The following is a 23,011-nucleotide window of genomic DNA, read 5'->3' on the forward strand; positions in this document are numbered from 1 at the left end:
GGGAAAGACCGCTGGATGTACCAGGACGCCGGGGCGGCCGAGATCGTGGATTTCCTGGATTTCGGGATGGCGTCGACATTTGGTTATCCGCCGCAGCGGTTGCGGGCCACGATGATCGGGATCCGGGACGCCCTGGTTGCTCGGGGTGCATCGGTGGTGGTGTTGGAGATCGCCGACGGGTTGTTGCAGGAGGAGACCCGGGGGTTGGCCGCGGGTCTGACGGGGTTCGCCGACGGGGTGGTGCTGGCGGTGGCCGATGCGCTCAGCGCGGTGGCCGGAGTCGGGATCATGGCGGATCTGGGTGCCCCCGTGCGTGTGGTGAGCGGGCTGGTGACCGCGAGCCCGTTGGCGTCGCGGGAAGCGGCGGCGGCGACCGGGCTTGCGGTGTTGTCGCCGGCGGAGCTGATCGCCGGTGGCGCGCTCGAGCTGTTGAGCGCTGCGGCGGTTCCGGCATGACCCGCGCGGCGGTCTACCTCCCCGACCGCCGCAGCCGGTCTGAGGGGCGGAGCGGGCCGGGGCGGCTCGAAGAGATCGAGTTGGATGTTCTCGAGGTCGGGTCGGCGCACGTGGTGTTGCCCGAAGCCACGGTCCGCGACGAGCGCGGCGGGGCGTTGTTCACCGGCGACGGGCTCGGCCGGGGGTTGGTGTTCGACCCTTCCGCCGGGGGTGGCCCCATGGCCGATGCGGCGGCCGACCGGGCGGCGCGGGCGTTCGGCGTGGTCAACGCGGCGTTTCACACCCAGCGGGCGCTGCGGTACGTCAGCGGGCTGCTGGGGCACCCGCTGCCGCGTCTGCTGGTGCGCATCGGGATGCACGAGCAGACCCGCCGGTGGGGTGGCGGGCACTACCGGCTGCCCGGCCAGGGGGTGGGGGCCGACCCGGACGCGACCAGCCCGGCCGGGGAGGTGCATCTGGGTGGCGGCGCGGGGTTCGTCGCCACCTCCGGCACCGACCGGCATTTCCGGGCGCCCGCGCACAACCCCGCCATCGTCTGTCACGAGGTCGGCCACCACGTGTGCCGGCACACCGCGGACTTCCGGCTCAACCGGCTGCGCCCGCCCGGGCAACAGACCAACAAGAAGAGGGCCGTGGACGAAGGCACCTCCGATGTGATCACCGCGATTCTGCTGGACACCGCCGACATCTACGGCTGGCACCGCCACCGCATCCCCGAGTACGACCGACGCCGCCGCAAACTCGACCCGCGCTGGACGATGGCCCACTTCCAGGGCGGTCGGCATGGCGACCCGCACGCCGACGGCACCGTGTGGGCCTCCGCCTGCTGGAGCGCCCGCCAACGCGTCACCGCCACCGGAGCCGACCCCACCCGCTTCGACACCCTGCTGCTCCTCGGGCTGGAACTTTTCGGACGCGACAACCCTGCAGGCCTGACCGGTGACGCCCTCCGCGAACGGCGCCACTTCTCCCGGCTCCTGGCCGCCATGGTCGAAGCGGACCCCGCCATGGCCCCCCACGTCCTCGCTGCCATGGCCGAACACGGCATCCACCTCGGCGTCAGCAACAACGACCTCTCCCGAGCCGCCCGAATGGGCGGCAGCCGACTGGCGGCGGACGCATAAATTCATCGAATTTGAGTGATCCAGCGGAGAAAGGGGCCGCTGGACCCGAAGTTCGGAGGTATCCCACATGATGACGACCACGTCATTCAATAGCGTCGTTCAGCTGGAGGCGAACGGCGAACGATCGTGGCGGGCGACGGAAAAAGATGCGATCAGGGCCGCTCTCGTGGACCACTACGGAGCCGATGTCGACGGTGCGGCGCTGACCCCGCCGCACGATCCGGCAGCCTTGCGGGCGCGGCTGCGAGAGGTCGCGCCGCAACTGACGGGACTCACCGACCGTATCCGATCGGAATTCGACGTCAGCGAGGCATGCGCGGTGCTGGTGCCGGAGCTCGGCCTGCGCGGGCTGGGGATCGATGACAAGCGCAAGTGCGTCTTCGCACTCGCCGTGCTGCTCGGCGACCCGACCGCGACCATACCGTTCGACCAGGTGATGTGGGATGTCAAGAACCGCGGAGACGAGGCGTCGGGTCATACGAGCTTCTCGGAGAATGATCTCAAAGCGGGCTATCACACCGACAACGGGGCCCTACCCATTCCGGAGCACTTCTTCCTGCTGTACGCCGTGCGCGCCGCGGATTGCGGCGGCGGACTGTCCCTGCTCCGCGATGGCCGAGTCTTGAAGAGCCACCTCGAGGAGACCCCGGAAGGTCGCGCGGCGGTTCGGCTGTTCACGGAGATGGACTGGCCCAGACGGATTCCTGAAGAGTTCAAGAAGTACGCAGATATTGCTGCGGATGGGTACCTGTTCGCACCGGTTCTGGCCGAGAAGCCCATGTGGCGCTGGCGCAATAATGGGATTCGCAGGGGAATCGCCGCTCACCCCGAATATCAGACTCCCGAGGTGCGCCAGGCGTTTGACATCATGCTGGAGCAACTCGCGAACGGGCCCGACGAGATTCGACTGGCCATCCCCACCGACGGCATCCTGATCATCGACAACCACATCACGTTGCACGGGCGCACAGCGTTCACCGATCCTGAGCGCCATCTCCTGCGCCTTCGCTTCCACGAGCCGGCCACCGCAGAGACAGGATAGTCGCAAGCCCGGCTCCGGGAACTGTGCCGACAGCGTGCAGATCTAACACAACAGCACACATAAGAGATCCGTTGCCGGATCTCTGACAGTACGCCCAAGCCATGGAGGTGCGCTCGTGATCGAGAAGGTAATGAGAAATTTCGCACGGGCCGACATGCTTGTGATGTTCCATGTTCTGAAGGCGGCTGAACCATGATGGACGGGAACCATCCAGACAAGTACCGTAGGCTGGCACACGCCTGGCTGCGAGAGTATGTCTCCTCCGCCGACCGAAGAATCGGGCGCTCAGGACCTGTGTGTCCATTTGTCCCTCATGCGCTCGCTCAGCACGCTCTGCAGACCGACATACGGTACGACATTACCGGATGCAGTGAGTCGGAATTGACAGATGAGCTGCGAGCTGAGATCTGTGAGTTTGCTGCGGCGGGTCGGCCTGCGCACAGCGCCGGAGTGCTACTCGAGAGCAGATTGGTGGCCATGCCATGCGTGGACGCTGACGGCTGGGAGCGCCTGGATGCGGCGTACGGACACTTGAAGGATGTCGCCGTAGGCCTAGGGCTGATGGTCGGGCAATTCCATCCTCGCTGTGACGAGAGAGCGGTGCGAAATCCAGACTTCAGAGTCTCCGTCGCCCCGGTCGCGATGCTCGCAATACGGCACATGGCGCCGCACGACATCCTGTTCTTGCATCGTTACGAGCGATGGTTCAAGGAATACGATTCGCGCTTCCGGTCGCACTTCCAGCGCGGCCGCATACGAGATCCACTCCTGCTCTCACTGTATAGCTCAGCACGCGATCATCATAGTCTTTCGACGTAGCCGGCAGCAAGGAGCATGATCTGCCGTGAACACCGGACTCGATCTCTTCTCCGTGGTCTTCGACCGCGAGAATCTTTCCGACCTCCTGGTCCAGGATGTGTGGGATACGCTACCCGAGGAGCTCCGCAAAGAGTTCCTCAACCGCCGTACGGCTTCAGCCGACTGGGAGTCCTGCTCATGCCAGGAATCGGACGGCAGGCGCTGGGAACCCCTCCGGCCGGTCGTCATCGGAGAAGGGGCATACCGACGCCTCGAGTCTCTCGCGGCCCGGCTGTTGCACCTGGCCGTGGACTCGTGCCGTCGCCGTGCCTCGACGGTGGGCGAACTGTGCCGGGCTCTCGGCTTTCGCCATGAGCACCCACTGATGGATCTTGATCGACCACTGGTGGCCGCAGAACTCACCCGGTATGCCCGTCCCGACATCCTGATCGAGCAGGGGCGGCCCCGCTTTCTCGAGTTCAACAACTGCACCCGGCTCGGCGGCGTCACGGTGACGCCCCAACTCGCGGAGGCCTACGCCGGATTGTGTTCGCAGAGCGGTCTGTACCCGCCACCCTCCGTGGTGACCGCGCGTTCCGCGGCGCTGGCCCGGACGCTCCGCGCCGAGGTCGGGCATGGCAACGGAGGCCGAATCCTCATGCCCGTGTACCGGGCGATCGACAAACCCGCCGGAACGGTCCGGCGCTACGAGACGGCCAGACCGACCATCCTGGCCGACGCCCAGCGGATGGGCCTGGAGGTGGTCCAGGCCGACCTCGTCGACCTGCGCCTCGACGCCGCCGGTCGACTGCTCGCCGCCGATGTGCCGATCGACCTGGTGCTGATCGAGTGGGGCGGTAGCCGCCCCGTCGACGACGGGGGTGGATTCGACGCGCTGCGCGCGGCCGACCGTGCCGGAACCATCGAGCTGTTCCCGCGCACGGAGTCGGCCATGATCTCCTCGAAGGCGATCCTGTCCTGGCTCCACGAGGACTGTGATGCGGGCGTGCTCGCCGCAGCCGACCGCGCCTTGGTGCGCACTCACATTCCGTGGACCGTATGCCTGGGCCTGGACGGGGATCCGGCCGCGCAGGGGACACTGCTGCGCGTGGCGACCGGCGAGCGTGACCGACTGGTCGCAAAGCCCGCCATGGGGAATGCCGGAAGAGGGGTGCTCTTCGGAAACCAGACTTCGGCGCAGGACTGGCCCTCAGCTGTTGTCGAGGCCGCCCGCGAGGCGCCCATGGTCCTGCAACAGCGCGTCGAATCCGACCGCATGACGATGCCGTTCCGCGATCGAGACTCCGGGCAGCGGGTCACCGCGCAGGTGCCGTTCGTGCTCAGCCCGTTCATCATCGACGGCGCGGCGGCGAGCTTGGCGGTGCGCCACATGGGCCCGGGCGTCCCTGCCGGGGACGTGGTGATCGGTGTGGGTCGCGGCGCATGCCAGAGCACGGCACTGCTTGCCCCGGAGCCGCCCACGCATCGCCCACGTGGCTGGTTCGGCGACGGTGGCGAGATCGACCAACCCGGTGTCAACGGCACGTAGCTGCCCGCCGTTGCCGTCAGGTCGGCCGTGATCGCGAACCTGCTGCGGGCGTTGGGGGGATCCGCCGATTCTGGGCCTGCCGCCGGTGTCCGGTACCACCTGACCACATCCGGAATCCGGGGTTTCGCGATGATCAGCAGCCCCAGCTGGCGCAGTGGGCTCGAGGTGGGCCTGCGGTACCTGGGCCTGGCGTTCGCGTTCACCCGCATCCAGGCCCGTGACCGCGGCGTGGAGTTTCACCTGGTGCTCGACACCGGACATTCCGCTGGCGTTGCAGCGGTTCGTGGTGGAACGCGGCCGGGAATTCGCGGTCCACGCCGGTCACCCGGCCCGTAGGTCGGCCTCGATCGCGGCGGTACACGCCTGCAGTTCGGGCAACACGTCGCGCAGCAGCTCCTCCCGTGAACCCCGGGAGGACTGGGTGCTCACGTTCGCGGCGGCGACCACGACGCCGGAGCGGTCCCGGATCGGCGCCGCGAGCGAGCGCAGCCCCAGTTCGAGCTCCTGGTCGACCACGCAGTACCCGGCGTCGCGGACCTCGTCCAGCTCGCGGCGCAGCCCCGAGAGGTCGGTGACCGTGCGGTCGGTCAACGGCTCGGGCCGCAGCCCCGCGAGGGCGGCCTCCCGCTCCGCGGGTGGAAGCGCCGCGAGCAGGACGCGACCCATCGACGTGGCGTAGGCGGGGAACCGGGTGCCGATCGTGATCGCGACGGTCATGATCCGCGAGGTCGGCACCCGGGCCACGTAGACGACGTCGGTCCCGTCGAGCACCGACACCGACGCCGACTCCCGCACCGTGCGGACGAGCTGCTCCAGGTGCGGCGCGGCGACCTCGGGCAGCGACAGGCTCGACAGGTACGAGTAACCCAGCTCGAGCACCCGCGGGGTGAGCGCGAACAGCCGGCCGTCGGTCCGCACGTAGCCGAGGTCGACCAGGGTGAGCAGGAACCGGCGGGCCGCGGCGCGCGTCAGCCCGGTGGCGCGGGCCACGTCGGACAGGGTGCGCCCGGGGTGCTCGGCGTCGAACGCCCGGATGACGGCCAGGCCTCGGGCCAGCGACTGCACGTGGTCCGGGCGCGCGGCCGGCTCGGTCTCCTCGGGCCCGGTCACGGCCCCTCCTCCCCGGCGCTCGGCGGTGCCGTGCTGGAGGGCGACCCGGCGGGCACGGTCACGACCGCCCCTCGAGGACCCGGTCCACGATGGCCCCGGCGTGGTGCGGGGCGCCGGTCCCGGCGGCGGTGAGCGCCAGGTCGGCCGCCATCGCCTCGGGGTGCACCCGCAGCCCTGCCAGCGACACCCGCAGCCGCGCCGCCGCGCCACCGGCCGAGCGCAACAGCTCGGCGAGGGTCTCCCATTCGGCGTGCCACGGCCCCGCGGCCCGCTGGTGCTCGTGGTCCATCACCGCGAGCAGGGTCGCCACCAGGCCGGGGGCGCGCCGCGCCGCGGCCCTCGCGGTCACCGCCGCGATGGGGTTGCGCTTGTGCGGCATCGACGACGAGTCGCCCGGTGCCGACTCGCTGACCTCGCCGAGCTCGGTCCCGGACAGCAGCACGACGTCGGTGGCGGGCTTCGCGCACGCCCCCGCCGCGACCCCGAGCGCGGTGGCGAGCTCCCCGATCCGGGTGCGCTCGGTGTGCCACGGGGTGCCCTGCGGGGCGAGGCCGAGCCGGTCGGCGAGGTCGTCGGCGACGGCGAACCCGTGCGGGTGCAGCGCGGCGAGCGTCCCAGCGGCTCCGCCGAGCTGGGCGGGCAGCGCGCTCGCCACCTCCCCCAACCGTCGGCGGGCCCGGTCCAGCCCGGCGCACCAGCCCGCCGCGACGGCCCCGAACGTCGTGGGCAGCGCCTGCTGGCCCAGGGTGCGGGCGATCATCGGGGTGTCGCGGTGGGCGGCGGCGAGCGCCGCGGCGGCGTCGGCGGCCCCCTGCAGGTCGTCGAGCACGACCTCGGTGGCCGAGCGCACGAGCAGCACCAGCGCGGTGTCCACGATGTCCTGGCTCGTCGCGCCGGGATGGACCGAGCCGCCGGCCTCCCCCGACGCGGCCCGCAGCATCCGGACCAGCGGGATCACCGGGTTGCCGCCCTCGACGGCCGCGCGGCCCAGCTCGGCCGGATCCACCTCGAGCCCGGCCGCGGCCGCGGAGATGGCGCGGGCGTGCTCGGCCGGGATCACACCGTGCGCGGCCGCGGCGTCGGACAACGCGACCTCCACCGCGAGCAGCGCACGCACCCACGCCGCGTCGTCCAGACGCGACGCCACCCGGTCGGCCCCGTACAGCGGGTCGAACAGCTCTCCCCGGCTCACCGCATTCCTCCCGTTCGCGATCCGCACAACCGTACGGTCAATGACACAGGGCTCGCCCGGGCGGGCTTCGCCGCGCGCAGGCGAAGATGGGACGTGTGACCGGAACCCACCCCGACACCGTCCTGCTCGACCTCGACGGCACCCTCGTCGACTCCGCCCCGGGCATCCTCGGCTCCCTGCGCACCGCATTCGACGAGCTGGGGCTGCCCTGGCCTGAGGAGTCGATCGGTCCCCAGATCCTGGGCCCGCCGCTGTACCGGTCGCTGCCGCCGATCGTCGGGGAGGACGTCGCCGCCGAGGTGATCACGGTCTACCGGCGGCACTACGCCGAGACCGGACTGCTCGCCAGCGAGCCCTACGGCGGGATCGAGACGCTGCTGCACGAGCTGGCCGCCGCCGGGACCCGGCTCGCGCTCGCCACCAGCAAAGCCGAGGTCTACGCGGCACAGATCCTGGAGCACCGGGGCTGGACCGACCTGTTCGAGGTGATCTGCGGCGACACCCTCGACGCCGCCCGGCCGTCCAAGGCCGCCGTGGTCGCCGAGGCTCTCCACCGGCTCGGTGAGCCGGGGGCCGCGGTGATGGTCGGCGACCGCTCGAACGACGTCATCGGCGCCCGCGAGCACGGGATCGGCTGCGTCGGCGCCGGCTGGGGCTACGGCCGGCCCGGCGAGCTCGCCGAGGCCGGCGCGGTCACGATCATCGCCACCCCGGCGGAGCTGCGCCCGGCGCTGTCGTCGGCCGTCGCGGCGGGCTGACGCCCGGCCCCGTACCACGCACCGGCGGGCCGGATCCGGGCGCGTGGACGGGGCACTGGCGTGGTGCCGCCGGTACCGGCCCGAGGGGAGGTCCGTTCGTGAACCGCATCGCCCTGCACCAGTCCACAGCGCACCCGATGCCCCCCGTCGAGCTGGTCGACGTGGCCCGCCGGTCCGGGATCGACTCCATCGGCCTGCGCGTGGGCGGGGTCGGGCCGGGGGCCGACGAGGTGCAGCAGTGGAGGGCCCCCGGGTGCTGGAGGCCGGTACGCGCCCCGGTGCCCAGTTCGTCACCGCCCGGGCGACGACGGATGCGGGCGAGGACCCGGCCGAGCTGTTCGCCACCTCGGCGGAGCTGGAGGAACCCGGCGCGGCCGTGCCCGGGCTGCTGGCGACGCTTCCCGCCGCAGGTCGCGGTCGCGATCGGCGATCCCGACGGCGGCGGCGCGATCGGCGCCGAGCACGTGGCCCGGGTGAGCGCGCTCCGCGCCGCCGTGGACGGCATGTTGCCTCACCCGCGGGCGGCCGGGACGCCCTGAGCTCATGTTCGCATAGCGCACATTTGTACGCCCAACGCACGCCGTCGTACGCTGACCCTATGGACAAGGTGGTGACCACCGCGGCCGAGGCGGTCGCAGACATCCCCGACGGCGCCTCGCTGGCCGTCGGCGGGTTCGGCATGTCCGGGGTCCCGACCACGCTGATCGCCGCGCTGCTGGAGCAGGGCGCGACCGATCTCGAGACGGTCAGCAACAACCTCGGCGTCGACGGCTTCGGGCTCGGCACCCTGCTCTCCGCGGGGCGGATCCGGCGCACGATCGGCTCCTACGTCGGCAACAACAAGGAGTTCGCCCGCCAGTACCTGGCCGGCGAACTGGAGCTCGAGCTCACCCCGCAGGGCACCCTCGCCGAGCGGATGCGGGCCGGCGGTGCGGGAATCCCCGCGTTCTACACCCCCGCCGGCGTCGGCACCCTGGTCTCCGAGGGCGGGCTGCCCTGGCGCTACGACGCCGACGGCAACGTCGCGGTGATGTCGCCGAAGAAGGAGACCCGCGAGTTCGACGGGCGTACCTACGTGCTCGAGCAGGCGATCGTCACCGACTTCGCGCTGGTCCACGCCTGGAAGGGCGACCGGCACGGCAACCTCGTGTTCCGCCGCAGCGCGCGCAACTTCAACCCCGACTGCGCGGCCGCCGGAAGGATCACGATCGCCGAGGTCGAGCACCTGGTCGAGCCCGGCGAGATCGACCCCGACGCCGTGCACACCCCCGGCATCCACGTGCAGCGCGTCGTGCACGTGCCGGACGCCGACAAGCCCGTGGAGTTCCGGACGGTGAGAAGCGCATGAGCCTGACCCGCGACCAGCTCGCCGCACGGGTGGCCGACGAGCTGCCCGACGGTTCGTACGTCAACCTCGGCATCGGCATGCCCACCCTGGTCCCCGGGTTCATCCCGGCCGGCCGGACCGTGGTGCTGCACTCCGAGAACGGCATCCTCGGGGTCGGGCCGTACCCGACCGAGGACGAGGTCGACCCCGACCTCATCAACGCCGGCAAGGAGACGGTCACCGTGCTGCCCGGGGCGAGCTACTTCGGCTCCGCCTCCAGCTTCGCGATGATCCGGGGCGGCCACGTCGACGTCGCGGTGCTCGGTGCGATGCAGGTCAGCGCCGCCGGCGACCTCGCGAACTGGGCGATCCCCGGCAAGATGATCAAGGGCATGGGCGGCGCGATGGACCTCGTGCACGGCGCCGCGAAGGTCATCGTGATGATGGAGCACGTCTCCAAGGACGGGTCGCCGAAGATCGTCGAGCAGTGCACGCTGCCGCTCACCGGCGCCCGGTGCGTCGACCGGATCATCACCGATCTCGCCGTCCTCGACGTGACGCCCGACGGCCTGCGGCTGGTCGAGACCGCCCCCGGCGTCACCGAGGCCGAGGTCCGCGAGAAGACCGGCGCCCCCCTCCGTTGACCGACCTGCCCCGTTCCCGGGATCTGCGGGGGCTCAGGGATCAGGGGTTCGGGGACTCAGACGGGCGAGAGAGTCACCGGTAGCGAGCGCAGGCCGCGCACCAGGGTGCTGCGCCGATGCACGAGCTCGGCCGGGTCGACGGCCAGCGTGAGCTCCGGGCGGCGGGCCAGGAGCGCGCCGATCGCCACCTCGCCCTCGATGCGGGCGAGCTGCGCGCCCAGGCAGAAGTGCAGCCCGTGACCGAAGGCCACGTGCCCGCCGGCGTCGCGGCCGACGTCGAGCCGGTCGGCCTCCGGGAAGCGGGTGTCGTCCCGGTTGGCCGAACCGAGTCCGAGCATGATCACCGAGCCCGCCGGGATCGTCGTGCCGCCGACCTCGATGTCCTCGGCGGCGAACCGCACCGGCGGGGTCTGCACCGGCGAGTCGAAGCGCAGGAACTCCTCCACGGCTCCGGGCAGTAGTCCGGGCTGCTCACGCAGCCGCGTCAGCTGGTCGGGGTGGGTGAGCAGGGCGAGCAGTCCGTTGCCGATGAGGTTGGCCGTGGTCTCGTGGCCGGCGATCAGCAGCAGCATCGCCATCGCGACGAGCTCCTCCCGGGACAGCCGGTCCTCGTCCTCCGACACCTCGACCAGCGCGCTGAGCAGGGCGTCGTCGGGCTGCATCCGCTTGCGCTCGATCAACTCGCCGAGGTATCCCGCGAGCTGCGCCACGGCCGCCGTCTTCTCCTCGGCAGGCGACTCGTCGATCATCACCCTGGACCAGGCGCCGAACTCCTCGCGGTCGGCCGCCGGCACGCCGAGCAGCTCGCAGATCACCTGTACCGGCAGCACCACGGCGTAGCCCGCCATCAGGTCGACGACGCCGTCGGCGGGCAGGGCGTCGAGCAGCTCGGCCGCGATCTCCTCGACCCGCGGGCGCAGTGCCGCCATCCGCCGCGCGGTGAACGACCGGCTGACCAGCTTGCGCAGCCGGGTGTGGTCCGGCGGGTCCAGCAGGATCATCATCGGCGTGGGCGCAGCCGGCGCCTCGGCCCGCGCCTCGGCCGGGAGTGTGTAGCGCCAGTCCTTGCTGAACCGGGGGTCGGTGAGCGCCGCCCGCACGTCGTCGTAGCGCGTGACGAGCCACATCGGGCCGTCGGGCAGCTGCACCTCGCGGACCGGCTGCTCGGAGCGCAGGCCCCGGTAGGCGGGGTAGGGATCGGCCCAGAACGCGCCGTCGAACAGCTCGAACCCGCCCGTGGCCGCGGACACCGTCTCGGTCATGCGACCATCGTGCCAGCGTTTGTGAGCAAGTGCTTACGAAAGTCGGGCGGGCCCCAGCACCGCCGGATCGACCGGTATGTCGGCCGGCACCGGACCCCCGGTGATCACGGCGGCGCCGAGCGCAGCCAGCGCCGGAGCCGACTCGATCCCCGAACCGCCCTGGCCGGCGAAGAAGTGGAACCCGGGATGCTCCGGCCGGGACCCGACGACCGGGCTGCGGTCGGACACGAAGGACCGCAGCCCGGCCCAGCTCGTCCGGATCGAGCGCAGTCCCAGACCGGTCACCGCCTCCGCCCGCTCCAGCGCGGTGGCGACGTCGAGGTCGCACGGCCGCGCGTCGCCAGGCTCGGCCGGGGTCTCGTCGCCGGGCGAGACGAGCAGGTGCTCCCCCTCGGCCTTGAAATAGAACCGTTCGCCGGCCTCGACCACCATCGGCAGCGGGGTCCCCGCACCGATGCCCAGCCGCGCCGGGTCGGGCACCCGGGCCACCGCGATCGTGCGGCGAAGCGGGGTCAGCCCGATCGGCGGCACCCCGGCCATCGTCGCTACGACGTCGGCCCAGGCACCGGCCGCGTCGACGACGTCCGCGACGTCGAACGCCGCCGCACGAGCGGCACCGCCGGTTCCGGTCGCCTCCACCCGCCAACCGGTCGCGGTCGCCCGCACCGCGGTCACCCGGGCGCCCGCGCGCACCGTCCCACCGCGACGGCGCAGCCCCCGGATGTAGGCCTGGTGCAGCGCCATCGCGTCGACGTCGGCGGAGATCTCGGTCAGCCCGGCCCCGCGCAGCGCGTCCGGGCGCAGCACCGGGCAGCGGCGCAGCGCCTCGCCGGTGGTCACCGGCCGCGGAGCGTCCGGTTCCCCCGCCCGCTCGGCGAGCAGAGTGCGCAGCGCCCGCTCACCGGCGTCGTCGAAGGCCGCCCAGAGCACCGGGCGAGGGATGAGCAGCGGCGTCGACCCGTCGCGCAGGGCGTCGGCCAGCACGGCGAAGCGCGGACCGCTCGCGGCGATCAGCGCCCGGACCGGCGCCGTACCGTGGCCGGGGATGTAGGTGGCGGCCGAACGGGCGGTGGAGTGCACGGCGAGCGTCGGCTCGGCCTCGAGCAGCAGCACCGAACGCGACGCGGCGAGTTCGTAGGCGATCGAGGCGCCCGCGATGCCACCGCCGATCACCACCAGGTCCGGGGCAGCGCTCACCGCGCCCACCGTAGCCGCTGGTAATTCGATGGCGCGATCCGCGCACGCGTCCTACCGTTCCTCCCATGCGCCTGTAGATGCCGGGTGAGCGCCTCACCGAGCAGCGGCCGCCGACGCCTCGCGTCCCGCCGCCCCTCCCCCGCCGACACCTCGTCGCCCTGTGGGGAGAGCACCGTCCCAGCCACCGGCCGGCCCGTCGCCGAGCCCGCTGTGCCGGCCCCGTCGCACTGCAGGAGGTCCGCATGCGTGATCAGTCCTTCGTCCCCGCCGCCACGACCGGCGGTGCCGACGCCCCCAACCGCGCGGCCCGCCGCGCCCGCGGCAAGGGCTCCCGGCAGCCGCTGTCGCCGCACCTGGCCGCCACGGCCGGGCGCTCCGGATCGTCGGGATCCGGGGCGCTCTCCAAGCCGGCGCGCACCCGGCTCGACTACGCGGCCCGCCGCAGCGGCTGACCCCACGGGTCGGCGCGGCGCGGGCCGCTCACCGGCCGGCCCGCCGGTGCGGCCGCATCGAGCGGCCCCGGCGGGCCGGCCCGATCCGGGATCACATCCCGGCGGGCCGGGCGGCATGTCAGGCTGGCGGGGTGTCGAGCACCGAATGCGGCGTCTGGTGGGCCCGTCCCCTTCCTCCTGAGGGACACCCCGGCCTTCTCGCCCTGCTCGACGAGCACGAACGCACCCGGCTGCAGAAGCTGCGCCGGCCCGACGACCAGGCCCGCTACCTGGCCGCACATGCGCTGGTCCGGCTGGTCCTCGGGCACCGGCTCGGGGTGCACCCGGCCGGGCTGCGGTTCGACCGGACCTGCCGGTGCGGCCAGCAGCACGGCAAGCCCCGGCTGGCCGACGAGCCCGGGACCACCGGGTTCTCGCTGACCCACTCCGGCGACCTGGTCGGGGTCGCGGTGTCGGACGGGCCGGTCGGGCTCGACGTCGAGCACGTCCGGCCGCTGACCGACGTGGCCGGGATGGCGGCCCACGTGTGCTCCCCCACCGAACTCGCGCGCCCGCTGCCGGCGGAGACAGCCGCCTTCCTCACCACCTGGACCCGCAAGGAGGCCCTGCTCAAGGCCACCGGCGAAGGCCTGTCCCGGCCGATGGCCACGATCACGCTGAGCCCCGCCGGCAGCCCACCCCGGGTCGAGGAGTGGACCGGTGCCGACGCGCCCCCGGGCCCGGTCTGGCTCGCCGACCTGCTCCCGGCACCCGAGCATCCCGGCGCCGTCGCCGGATTCGGCGCGCGGACGCCGGCGATCCGGGTCGCCGACGGCGACGCCGTCCTGCTGGGGTGGCGCGAGCGACTGCGCCCGTGACCATCGCGAGTTCGGGCCTCCCGCACGCCCGCCCGGTCAGTCGGCCGTCGCCGACGCCGGGCCGCGGCTCGGTGATCGACCACTAGTCCACCGGGCGCCAGGGGCGCGGCGGCAGCACGGGCAGGCCGCTCGGGGAGCACTGGCCGCCGCGTTCGCCCAGCAACCGGAAGATGAGCCAGCCGATCAGGCCCGCGAGTATCGAGCCCGTCAGGATGCCGATCTTGGCCTCGGCCTGCAGCTCCGGGTCGGACAACGCCAGGTCGGTGACGAACAGCGCCACCGTGAACCCGATGCCGGACAGGGCCGCACCCCCGATCAGCTGCCCCCACCGCAGCGTGTCGGGCACGCGGCCGATCCCGGTCCTGAGCGCGACCCAGGTGCCGGCGCTGACGCCGATCAGCTTGCCGACGGTCAGGCCGACGATGACCCCCCAGGTGATCGGCGAGTGCAGCGCCCCCGACAGCGTCTCGCGATCGAGCCGCACCCCGGCGTTGGCCAGCACGAACAACGGCACGATGACATAGCTGCTCCACGGCTGGATCTTCAGCTGCAACCGCTCGTTCGGCGAGACCGCGACGGTGACCGCGGCCTGGGCCGCCGCCGCCCGGCTCGGGGTGGGGTCGACGATGAAGCTGCGGCCGAGCACCTGCACGCGCCGGATGTCGCGGGGCTGCGGGGCGTAGGCGTTGACCAGCAGTCCCATCGCGACGCCCACGACGCTGGGGTGCACCCCGGACTCCAGGACCGACACCCACATGATCACGCCGATCAGGGCGTAGAGGGGGGTGCGCCAGAAGTGGACGAACCGTAGCGCGAGCAGCGCCACGAACAGCCCGACGGCCAGCAGCAGGGCCGTCACGTCGACGTGCCTGGTGTAGAAGACCGCGATCGCCAGGACCGCGCCGATGTCGTCGACGATGGCCAGCGCGAGCAGGAAGATCCGCAGCTGGTCCGGGCAGCGCGGGCCGACCAGGGCCAGCACGCCGAGCAGCACGGCGGTGTCGGTCGAGATCGCGATGCCCCAGGCACCGGCACCGGGACCGCCCGCGTTGAACAGCAGGTACAGCGCGGCCGGGACGGTCAGCCCGCCGATCGCCGCGAGCGCCGGGGCTGCCACCGCGCGGGCCCCGCGCAGCTCCCCCAGCGTCATCTCGCGGGAGATCTCCAGCCCGACGCTGAAGAAGAACAGCACCATCAACCCGTCGTTGACCCAGTGCCGCAGGTCCTCGGTCAGCTCGAACCCGCCGATGGAGATCGACAGCGGCGTGTGCCAGAACGTCTCGTAGCCGTCCGACACGTTCGCCCAGATCAGGGCGATGGCGGCGGCGGTCAGCAGCAGCACCGCCGAGCCCGACTCGGTGCGCAGGAACGACCGCGCCGCCTGACTGAGCTCGCCACGCTCGGTTAGTGTTGTGACCGCCACTTGCCGATCCTCCCCCGAGGGCACCCGGGGTGGCGAGGAGGACGCGATCAGCACCGCATCGACCGGCCCCGCAGCGCTGGACCCGCCCATCGGGCCGTACGACCACCTGCAGGGCGCGCTCGGTTCCGAGTTCTCGCTCGTGGAGTACGGCGACTTCGAGTGCCCGTACTGCCGCGCGGCAGCGCCGGTGATCGACGAGGTGCGCCACCGCCTGGGCGACCGGCTGGTGTTCGCGTTCCGGCACTTCCCCCTCGCCGAGGTGCACCCGTACGCGCTGGCCGCCGCGACGGCGTCGGAGGCGGCCGGGCTCGAGGGCCAGTTCTGGCCGATGCACGCCCGGCTCTTCGCCGACGACGAGCCGCGGTTGCGCCAGGCCGACCTGCGCCGATACGCCGAGGAGATCGGTGTCGACCCGGATGCGGTGACGTGGCCGGAGACCCAGTTCGTCGAGGACCGGGTCGAGGCCGACTTCAACTCCGGGGTGCGCAGCGGCGTGCGGGGCACCCCGACGCTGTTCGTCAACGGCGAGCGCTACCAGGGGCCGGTCACCGTCGACGCGCTGATGGACGCGTTGCAGGAGGTCCGGGCGCCTGCCGAGAGCTGAGCGTCCCGGTGTCGGTGGCCGGAGTCAGAATGGCCGCGTGGCGGAGGAGGGCCGGCAGGGTCGGCAGTGTGGTCGCTGGGTGCTGCACCTCGACATGGACGCGTTCTTCGCCTCCGTCGAGCAGCTCACCCGTCCCACTCTGGCCGACCGGCCGGTGCTCGTGGGCGGCGCCGGGCCGCGCGGCGTGGTGGCCGGCGCCAGCTACCAGGCCCGGGTCTACGGCGCCCGGTCCGCGATGCCGATGGCGCAGGCCCGTCGGCGCTGCCCGCAGGCCGTGGTGCTGCCGCCGCGGTTCGCCCTGTACAAGGCGATCAGCGAGCAGGTGATGGCGGTGCTGGGCGAGGCGGCGCCGATCGTCGAGCCCGTGTCGCTGGACGAGGCGTTCCTGGAGCCGCCCGCGCTGGCCGGAGCCGACGGCAGCGAGGTCACGGCGTTCGCGATCGCGTTGCGGGCCGCGGTGCGGGAGCGCACGGGGCTGCCCGCGTCGGTCGGCGCCGGGTCCGGCAAGCAGCTCGCCAAGATCGCGTCCGAGCTGGCCAAGCCCGACGGGCTGCGGGTCGTGACCCCCGCCGAGGAGCGCGAGGTCATGGGCGCCCTACCGGTGCGCGCGCTCTGGGGGGTGGGCCCGGTGGCCGAGGCCGGCCTGCGCAAGCTCGGGGTCACCACGATCGGTCAGCTCGCGGCGATGGACCCGCGGGAGGTGACCGGGCTGCTCGGCGCCGCGGTCGGCACCGAACTGCACCGGCTGGCCCGGGGCATCGACGACCGGCCGGTGGCCCAGCGCGGCGCGGCGAAGCAGATCAGTGCGGAGACGACGTTCGAGACCGATCTGACGGCGATGACGGCCGTGCACGACGCCGTGGCCCGGATGACCGCGGCCGCGCACCGGCGGCTCGTGCTGGACGGCCGGGCCGCCCGGACGGTCACCGTGAAGGCGCGCAGCGCCGACTTCACCACCGCGAGCCGCTCGGAGACCACGGCCGTGGCCAGCACCGATCTGGCCACGCTCACCGCGGTCGCCCAGCGACTGGCCCGCACCGCGGTACCCGAGGGCGGGGTGCGGCTGATCGGGGTGTCGCTGTCCGGGCTGGGTGAGAGCCCGCCCCCGGCGCTGTTCGACGCCGTCGCGTCGGCCGACGGGTGGACGCCCGTGCCGGCCGCGGACGTCGACGTGGGGTTCCCGGGGTCCGCCGGGTCCACCGCGCCCGAGCCGCCGGGCCGCCCGGTGCACATCGCGGATACGGACCCCGGCACGCCCGAGCCGCCCCGGCCACGACGCCTCGCGGATGCCGACCCCGGCACGCCCGAGCCACCTGGCCGTCCGAAGCTCGCCGCGGAGGCGGCCCTCGGCACCCCTGAGCCGCCGAGCGCCCCGGTGCCGGAGGGGCCACGCGCGGCCGACGACACGCCGAGCCCGGGATCCCGCGGCGAGAAGCTCGGGCGACCGTGGCGGGCCGGGGACGACGTTCGGCACGCCGAGCACGGCCACGGCTGGGTCCAGGGCGCCGGTCACGGGCGGGTCACCGTCCGCTTCGAGACCCGGGCCACCGGCCCCGGCGTGGCCCGCACCTTCCCCGCCGACGACCCGGCCCTGACCCCGGCCGACCCCCTGACCAGCTGGCGTCCCCGCGACCCCGCTGTGGAGCTTGAACGCTCCGCGCTCACCGCCCCCCACCACGTTGTGGAGCCATGACGCACCCCGGGCGCCCCTGCGACCACGTTGTGGAGCCATAACGCACCCTGGGCGCCCTTGCGACCGCGTTGTGGAGACCTGACGCGCGAGGCGCCCCGACACGAACGCATTGTGGAGACTTGACGCACCCTGGGCGCCTCCATGGACGCGTTGTGGAGACATGACGCGGTTGGGAGGTGGCGTTGGGGGGCGGGGTCAGGCGTCTTTGTCCGCCACACCGGCTGAGTCGAACGTGGCGACGTCGTGGAGGGCGCGGGCAGCGCCTTGCACGACGGGCAACGCGAGGAGCGCCCCGGTGCCCTCGCCCAGCCGCATCCGCAGGTCGAGCAGCGGGTCCAGGCCGAGATGGGCGAGCGCGAGACCGTGGCCGGGTTCGGCCGAGCAGTGTCCCGCCAGGCAAACGCCGGCCGATTCCGGGGACAACGCCGCGGCGACCAGCGCGGCCGCGCCGGCGTTCACCCCGTCCAGCAGCACCGGCACCCGCAGGGCCGCCGCGCCGAGGACGAACCCGGCCAGCGCGGCGTGCTCCAGCCCGCCGACCGCCGCGAGCACGCCGAGCGGATCCGACGGCTCCGGCCGGTGCCGTGCCAGCGCGCGACGGACCACGTCGGTCTTCCGGGTCAGGGTGGCGTCGTCGATGCCGGTCCCCCGCCCGGTCGCCTCAGCCGGGTCGGCGCCGGTGAACGCGCAGATCAGCGCGGCGGCCGCGGTGGTGTTCGCAATGCCCATGTCGCCGGTGACCAGGCACCGGTTGCCGGCGGCGACGAGGTCGCGGGCGGTCTCGATCCCCACCTCGACGGCGGCGCGGGCTTGATCCGGGGTCAGCGCGGGCCCGGTGGTCATGTCCGCGGTGCCCGCTGCGACCTTCCGCGGCAGCAGCCCGGGAACGGGGTCCAGCGGGGACGCCACGCCCACGTCGACCACGCAGACCTCGGCGCCCTGCTGGCGCGCGAAGGCGTTGACCACCGCCCCGCCGGCCAGGAAGTTGGCCACCATCTGACCGGTGACCTCCTGCGGCCACGGGGTGACGCCCTGGGCGTAGACGCCGTGGTCACCGGCGAACACCGCGACCGCCGCGGGCTCGGGAAGCGGCGGCGGGCACGCTCCGGCGATCCCGGAGAGCGTGACGGCGACGTCCTCGACCTGCCCCAGCGAGCCGCGCGGCTTGGTCATCCGGTCCAGCCGGTCGCGGGCCGCGGCCCGGGCCTCCTCCGACACGGGCCGGATCGCCGCGACGGTCTCCGAGAGCAGGTCCATGGGCACCTCCCCGGGCAGCGCCCGGTGTCCGTAGGTCTCGTGGTGGACGGCCCACGACAGCGGGCGGCGGCGGGCCCAGCCGGCCGCCGCGAGTTCGGGCTCGGCCGGGAACGCCTCGACGTGCCCGATGCACAGGTAGGCGACGATCTCCAGGTGGTCCGGCAGCCCGAGCAGCGCGGCCACCTCCCCGAGCCCGTCGTCGTCGAAGAAGCTCACCCAGCCCACACCCAGGCCCTCGGCGCGGGCGGCCAGCCAGAGGTTCTGCACCGCCAGGGCGGTGGAGTACGGACCCATGGACGGCTGGGTGTGGCGGCCCAGGGTGTGCCGGCCCCCGCGGGTGGGATCGCAGGTGACCACGACGTTGAGCGGGGTGTCGAGGATGGCCTCGATCTTCATGCCGGCGAACGCGGCCGCCCGCGCCCCGGGAAGCGATGCCGCGTAGGCCGTGCGCCGGGCGGCGACCAGGGCGTGCACCCGGGCCCGGACGCCCGCGTCGCGCACCACCAGGAAGTCCCACGGCTGGGAGAACCCGACGCTGGGTGCGGCGTGTGCAGCGCCCAGCACCCGGGCGAGCACGGCGTCGTCGACCGGCACGTCGGGCCGGAACCCGGTACGGACGTCGCGGCGCCCCGCGACGATCCGGTAGAAGGCCTCGGCGTCGCCGGGGTTCACGGGGCCGCCCACGGCAGCGGGCTGCGCCGCGGCGGCACGATCGTCACGCCGGGCAGGTGCTCCACCCGCAGCGCCCCGGCCGAGGAGCGCACCGCGACAGCGGTCACCCCGAACGACGGGCAGGCCGTGGGATCGCCGGCCGTCGCGAACACGGCCGTGCCACCGGGGTGCGCGGCGAACCACTCGACCACCCGCTGGGCGGCGGCCCTGTGGTCGCCGATCCGCTCGACGCGCCAGGCCTCGGCGTAGAACAGCACGGTGGACTCGGCGGGGGCCGGGACGAACACGACGTCGGCGTGGGCGAGCCGGTCCACGGCGCCGGGGGCGAGTGCGTCGGGCTCACCGGGGCCGACGCCCAGCCCGATCAGCGTTCCGGTGCCGCTCCGGGGATCGCGACGGCAGCGCGTGAGCACCGGGCCACCCCGGCGCCGGGGGAATCGAACAGGACCGTCACCGGCCATTGTGCCTCCTCGAGGGTCCGCGCCCTCTTAGTCGGAACCGTGCGACGGCAGCGAGTGTCCTGGCTTCCGGATCGCTGCGGCGCCGCCCGGCCTTCCCACGGTTGTCCGCGGTGGCCACGAGGTGGGGACGCGCTCCCCGGTGACAGTGGCGGGACCGCGCCGGATTCCCACCGGCTTCCTCCACTGCCGTCGTGCAGGACTCGACCACAGCGGGTCTGGAGGGGTCAAGGGAGAGGGGCGTTCGCCACGTGGGCACCGACCGTCCACGGCGTGCCCGGGGCGGCGCGCCGGGCGGTGAGCACCTCCCCGTTGCCGGGCAGCACGGCCGGCAACCGGTCGGCGGGATGCCCGTGCAGCACGGCGAGCGCGGCCCGGATCGTCTCCCCGTGCGTGACGAGGACGATGTCCCCGGGCGACCCCCCGGCGAGGACCGCGGCCAGGACCGCCGCGACCCGGGTGTGCAGCGCGCGGGCGCTCTCCCCGCCCGGCGGCGCCCAGTCGGGATCGGGGGCGGCCGCGAGGCGGGCGGCGTACCCGGCGACGGGGCGACCCTCCCAGATCCCGTGGCTCTGCTCGCGAAGCGCGGGCTCGGCACGGACCGGCAGGCCGTGCGCGGCGGCGATGGGGGCCGCGCTCTGCCGGGCCCGCAGCAGGTCGCTGGACAGCACCGCGACGACCGGGCGGGCGGCCAGGACCGCCGCGGTGGCCGCGGCCTGGGCCCGGCCGCGCGCGGTCAGCGGGACGTGCGGGGTGTGGCCCTGCAGCCGGCCCGCCGCGTTCCAGGTGCTCTCCCCGTGCCGGACCAGATGCAAGGTGACCGGCCCGGGAAGCACCGGCCGTGCGTTCAGGCGCCCGGGTGGGCACGCAGCCCCGCGACCGGGCCGACCACGATGATGGCCGGCGGGCTGATCTCGTGCTCCCGCACCTGCGCCGCGACGGTCGCCAGGGTGGCCCGCAGCGTCCGCTGGATCCGGGTCGTGCCGTCCTGGATCACGGCGACCGGGGTGTCGGCCGGGCGGCCGTGCTCGACCAGGGCGGCGGCGAACAGCGCGATCCGCTCGACGGCCATCATCAGCACCACGGTGCCGCGCATCCGGCCCAGCGCCTCCCAGTCGACCAGGCTGCGCGGGTCGCCCGGCGCGACGTGCCCGGACACCACGACGATCTCGTGCGCGACGCCCCGGTGGCTGACCGGGACACCCGCGGCGGCCGGGGCGGCGAAGGCACTGGTGATGCCCGGGACGACGGTCACCGCGACCCCGGCCTCGGTGCAGGCGATGACCTCCTCGAAGCCACGCCCGTAGACGAACGGGTCGCCGCCCTTGAGCCGGACGACGAACTTCCCGGCCCTGGCGTGCTCGACGAGCAGTTCGTTGATCCGCTGCTGGGCCATCGCCCGCCCGTAGGGGATCTTGGAGGCGTCGATGACCTCGACGTGTGGGCCGAGCTCGTCGAGGAGGTCGCGCGGACCCAGCCGGTCGGCGACGACGACGTCGGCACGCGACAGCAGCCGCCGGCCACGCACGGTGATCAGCTCCGGGTCGCCGGGTCCACCGCCGACGAGCGCGACCCCGGGGACGATGTCGGCGCGGTCGGCTGCGTCGTTCACGATCCCGGCGCGCAACGCCTCGAGCAGCCCCGTGCGCACGGCGGCGGATCGGCGGTGGCGGCCCTGGGCCAGCACCCCGACGGTCAGGCCGTCGAACTCCCCGACGGCGGGGGTCACCGCGGTCCCGGCCGCTCCGTCGTCGGCGCGGACGCAGAACACCCGGCGCCGCTCGGCCTCCGCCCCGACCGCGGCGTTGACCGTGGGGTCGTCGGTGCAGGCCACCGCGTACCAGGCACCCTCGAGATCACCGTCGGCGTAGCGGCGCTCGGTCCAGGCCAGCTCGCGCGCCGATGCCATGCCCTCGACGGCGGGGGTCACCTCCGGGGAGATCACCTCGACCTCCGCACCCGCGGCGATGAGCCGGGCCACCCGGCGCTGGGCCACCTGTCCGCCGCCGACGACGACGACGCGGCGACCGGCCAGGTCGAGGCCGACGAGGTACTGCTCGGACCGGCCGCTCACGAGGTCTGCTCGCCGAGGCTCGCCCGGCACGCTCGCGTCGCTGCGGTGCCCGTAGGTGAGCTCGCAGGCTCGCTCATGACACTCCCTCCCCGGGTGTCCACGCCCGGCTGTGGTGTCCCCGCGGGGACGGTCGACGGCGGCACGGGGTCTGGCTTCCGGGAGCGTGCCCCGGTCACAGTGGCGGGACCGCCCCGGAGTCGCACCGGGTTCCCGTGCTGCCGACCGGCGCCGAGCATAACCGGCGGCCCGGGGCCACCGACAGGTCGCAAAGCCGCCGCGCCCGGCACGTCACACGTGATCCGTACTACGTCGCCGCAGGTCAGCGAGGGGTTCCGGGGCGTGTCAGCGCGGCGTCGGCACGACCCGGACCGCCGCCGCCGTCACCCCGTCGCCGATCATCTTCGGGGCGACGAGCACCGCCCGGGCACCGTCGGGACCGGCCAGTTCGGCCGCGGCGAGCAGCGCGGCGGCCTCGGCGACGCTGCGCGTCCCGGCCGCCTCCCGGACCCGCGCGCTGGGGTTCGGCACCGTGACGACGTCGAGCGTGGCGGACGGGTAGGTACGCAGGGTGGCGGGGGCGATGGCGGCGAGGATTCCGGGCTCGCCGGCCCGGTGGTCGACGCTGGCGTAGACGCGGACGGCGTGGCGGTCGAGGCCGTGCTCGCGGTGCAGCCGGTCGAGCAACGCGGTCACCGCCGCCGCGGACACACCGCGGACGCTGCCGATCCCGACGACCAGGGTCACCCGGCCAGTGTGGGGGGCAGCCGATGGGCAGCGCGGGCGGCCCTACGCGGCCAGCATCGCCCGGGCGAGCAGGTCGATCTCGTCGGCGTCCGCGGCGCACGGGAAGAAGATGAGCTCGTCGCAGCCCGCATCGGCGAACTCCGCGGCCTGCTTCTTCAGCGCGTCTGCGTCGGTCAGCGTGCTGTCGGCGATGCGCCCGGCGGCGTCCGGGCCGAGGAAGGCGTAGTAGTCCGTCAGGTACTGCCGGGCGGCGGATCTCGCGTGCTCCCCGAGCGCGTAGTAGGCGGTGGCCGCGAGGTAGGGCACCCCGTCGCGGCC

23 protein-coding genes, 2 pseudogenes and 2 riboswitches are annotated in these 23,011 nt (G+C 73.6%); of the genes and pseudogenes, 14 read left to right on the forward strand and 11 right to left on the reverse strand.

Annotated elements, in window-relative coordinates:
• From HF519_RS22045 to HF519_RS33350, 6 genes and pseudogenes are all read left to right on the forward strand, one after another.
• A pseudogene (locus HF519_RS22045) lies at positions 1-456 on the forward strand (DUF1611 domain-containing protein); the annotation flags it as partial.
• Positions 453-1,580, forward strand: a complete 1,128-nt coding sequence (locus HF519_RS22050; RefSeq protein ID WP_169414900.1) for a hypothetical protein — start codon at positions 453-455, stop codon at positions 1,578-1,580. The pseudogene HF519_RS22045 and the gene HF519_RS22050, both read left to right, overlap by 4 nt.
• A 67-nt stretch (positions 1,581-1,647) precedes the next feature.
• Entirely contained in the window at positions 1,648-2,622 is a 975-nt protein-coding gene (locus HF519_RS22055; protein ID WP_169414901.1) for a TauD/TfdA family dioxygenase, read from the forward strand.
• A gap of 195 nt (positions 2,623-2,817) precedes the next feature.
• On the forward strand, positions 2,818-3,441 hold the full coding sequence (locus tag HF519_RS33345) for a DUF6875 domain-containing protein (protein ID WP_369009258.1): 624 nt from the start codon (positions 2,818-2,820) through the stop codon (positions 3,439-3,441).
• 25 nt (positions 3,442-3,466) lie between these two features.
• Positions 3,467-4,969 (forward strand): hypothetical protein, encoded by a 1,503-nt coding sequence (locus HF519_RS22060; RefSeq protein WP_169414902.1) that lies wholly within the window; start codon positions 3,467-3,469, stop codon positions 4,967-4,969.
• Between the two features lie 27 nt (positions 4,970-4,996).
• Positions 4,997-5,305, forward strand: a complete 309-nt coding sequence (locus tag HF519_RS33350; protein ID WP_169414903.1) for an AraC family transcriptional regulator ligand-binding domain-containing protein — start codon at positions 4,997-4,999, stop codon at positions 5,303-5,305.
• Here the strand turns inward: HF519_RS33350 and HF519_RS22070 are convergent.
• The gene (locus HF519_RS22070) at positions 5,291-6,079 is read right to left on the reverse strand and encodes an IclR family transcriptional regulator domain-containing protein (RefSeq protein ID WP_169414904.1); all 789 of its coding nucleotides are present in this window, start codon (positions 6,077-6,079) and stop codon (positions 5,291-5,293) included. The two genes, HF519_RS33350 and HF519_RS22070, sit on opposite strands and share 15 nt — an antisense overlap.
• Positions 6,080-6,137: 58 nt before the next feature.
• Positions 6,138-7,271, reverse strand: coding sequence for a 3-carboxy-cis,cis-muconate cycloisomerase (gene pcaB / locus HF519_RS22075; RefSeq protein ID WP_312860270.1), 1,134 nt, complete (start codon positions 7,269-7,271; stop codon positions 6,138-6,140).
• 95 nt (positions 7,272-7,366) lie between these two features.
• Between pcaB and HF519_RS22080 the strand changes: the two genes are divergently transcribed.
• The 4 genes from HF519_RS22080 (at position 7,367) to HF519_RS22095 (ending at position 10,000) form a co-directional block, all read left to right on the forward strand.
• Positions 7,367-8,029 (forward strand): HAD hydrolase-like protein, encoded by a 663-nt coding sequence (locus HF519_RS22080; RefSeq protein WP_438826429.1) that lies wholly within the window; start codon positions 7,367-7,369, stop codon positions 8,027-8,029.
• A gap of 98 nt (positions 8,030-8,127) precedes the next feature.
• Positions 8,128-8,568 carry a hypothetical protein gene (locus tag HF519_RS22085; RefSeq protein ID WP_169414907.1) on the forward strand — a complete coding sequence of 147 codons (441 nt, stop codon included), beginning with the start codon at positions 8,128-8,130 and terminating at the stop codon, positions 8,566-8,568.
• Between the two features lie 59 nt (positions 8,569-8,627).
• Positions 8,628-9,377 (forward strand): CoA transferase subunit A, encoded by a 750-nt coding sequence (locus tag HF519_RS22090; RefSeq protein ID WP_169414908.1) that lies wholly within the window; start codon positions 8,628-8,630, stop codon positions 9,375-9,377.
• Positions 9,374-10,000, forward strand: coding sequence for a CoA transferase subunit B (locus tag HF519_RS22095; RefSeq protein ID WP_169414909.1), 627 nt, complete (start codon positions 9,374-9,376; stop codon positions 9,998-10,000). The genes HF519_RS22090 and HF519_RS22095 overlap by 4 nt, the downstream gene beginning before the upstream one ends.
• Positions 10,001-10,056: 56 nt before the next feature.
• On the opposite strand, the gene HF519_RS22100 is transcribed toward HF519_RS22095, so the two are convergent.
• The gene (locus HF519_RS22100; RefSeq protein ID WP_169414910.1) at positions 10,057-11,262 is read right to left on the reverse strand and encodes a cytochrome P450 family protein; all 1,206 of its coding nucleotides are present in this window, start codon (positions 11,260-11,262) and stop codon (positions 10,057-10,059) included.
• Positions 11,263-11,295: 33 nt separating this feature from the next.
• Positions 11,296-12,459, reverse strand: a complete 1,164-nt coding sequence (locus tag HF519_RS22105; RefSeq protein WP_169414911.1) for an NAD(P)/FAD-dependent oxidoreductase — start codon at positions 12,457-12,459, stop codon at positions 11,296-11,298.
• A gap of 242 nt (positions 12,460-12,701) precedes the next feature.
• Between HF519_RS22105 and HF519_RS22110 the strand changes: the two genes are divergently transcribed.
• Both HF519_RS22110 and HF519_RS33020 read left to right on the forward strand, forming a co-directional pair.
• A complete protein-coding gene (locus HF519_RS22110; protein WP_169414912.1) occupies positions 12,702-12,911 on the forward strand; it encodes a hypothetical protein in 210 nt (69 codons plus the stop codon).
• 131 nt (positions 12,912-13,042) lie between these two features.
• Entirely contained in the window at positions 13,043-13,768 is a 726-nt protein-coding gene (locus tag HF519_RS33020) for a 4'-phosphopantetheinyl transferase family protein (RefSeq protein WP_312860271.1), read from the forward strand.
• Between the two features lie 82 nt (positions 13,769-13,850).
• Here the strand turns inward: HF519_RS33020 and nhaA are convergent, their stop codons facing one another.
• Positions 13,851-15,191: a Na+/H+ antiporter NhaA gene (gene nhaA, locus HF519_RS22120; RefSeq protein ID WP_312860272.1), complete on the reverse strand. Its 1,341-nt coding sequence runs from the start codon at positions 15,189-15,191 to the stop codon at positions 13,851-13,853.
• Here nhaA and HF519_RS22125 point away from each other — a divergent pair.
• Positions 15,181-15,795 (forward strand): DsbA family protein, encoded by a 615-nt coding sequence (locus HF519_RS22125; RefSeq protein WP_312860273.1) that lies wholly within the window; start codon positions 15,181-15,183, stop codon positions 15,793-15,795. The two genes, nhaA and HF519_RS22125, sit on opposite strands and share 11 nt — an antisense overlap.
• 37 nt (positions 15,796-15,832) lie before the next feature.
• Entirely contained in the window at positions 15,833-17,488 is a 1,656-nt protein-coding gene (locus HF519_RS22130; RefSeq protein WP_312860274.1) for a DNA polymerase IV, read from the forward strand.
• Positions 17,489-17,683: 195 nt separating this feature from the next.
• Here HF519_RS22130 and cobT read toward each other — a convergent pair whose 3' ends face one another.
• From cobT to HF519_RS22160, 6 genes and pseudogenes are all read right to left on the reverse strand, one after another.
• Entirely contained in the window at positions 17,684-19,429 is a 1,746-nt protein-coding gene (cobT, locus tag HF519_RS33025) for a nicotinate-nucleotide--dimethylbenzimidazole phosphoribosyltransferase (protein WP_312860275.1), read from the reverse strand.
• Complete coding sequence (locus tag HF519_RS31685; RefSeq protein ID WP_169414914.1) at positions 19,414-19,830, reverse strand: SAM-dependent methyltransferase; 417 nt, start codon at positions 19,828-19,830, stop codon at positions 19,414-19,416. Before HF519_RS31685 ends, cobT begins: the two co-directional genes overlap by 16 nt.
• Before the next feature lie 80 nt (positions 19,831-19,910).
• Positions 19,911-20,102, reverse strand: a riboswitch (cobalamin riboswitch).
• Positions 20,103-20,711, reverse strand: a complete 609-nt coding sequence (locus HF519_RS22145) for a histidine phosphatase family protein (RefSeq protein ID WP_169414915.1) — start codon at positions 20,709-20,711, stop codon at positions 20,103-20,105. It lies immediately after the preceding riboswitch.
• A gap of 11 nt (positions 20,712-20,722) precedes the next feature.
• A complete protein-coding gene (gene cobA, locus HF519_RS22150; RefSeq protein ID WP_169414916.1) occupies positions 20,723-21,949 on the reverse strand; it encodes a uroporphyrinogen-III C-methyltransferase in 1,227 nt (408 codons plus the stop codon).
• Positions 21,950-22,091: 142 nt separating this feature from the next.
• A riboswitch (cobalamin riboswitch) is annotated at positions 22,092-22,162 on the reverse strand.
• 129 nt (positions 22,163-22,291) lie between these two features.
• Positions 22,292-22,693 carry a cobalamin biosynthesis protein gene (locus tag HF519_RS22155; RefSeq protein ID WP_169414917.1) on the reverse strand — a complete coding sequence of 134 codons (402 nt, stop codon included), beginning with the start codon at positions 22,691-22,693 and terminating at the stop codon, positions 22,292-22,294.
• Positions 22,694-22,735: 42 nt separating this feature from the next.
• Positions 22,736-23,011, reverse strand: a pseudogene (locus HF519_RS22160) (LLM class flavin-dependent oxidoreductase); the annotation flags it as partial.

It is taken from the genome of Pseudonocardia bannensis (assembly GCF_012911875.1).
Lineage (GTDB): Bacteria > Actinomycetota > Actinomycetes > Mycobacteriales > Pseudonocardiaceae > Pseudonocardia > Pseudonocardia bannensis.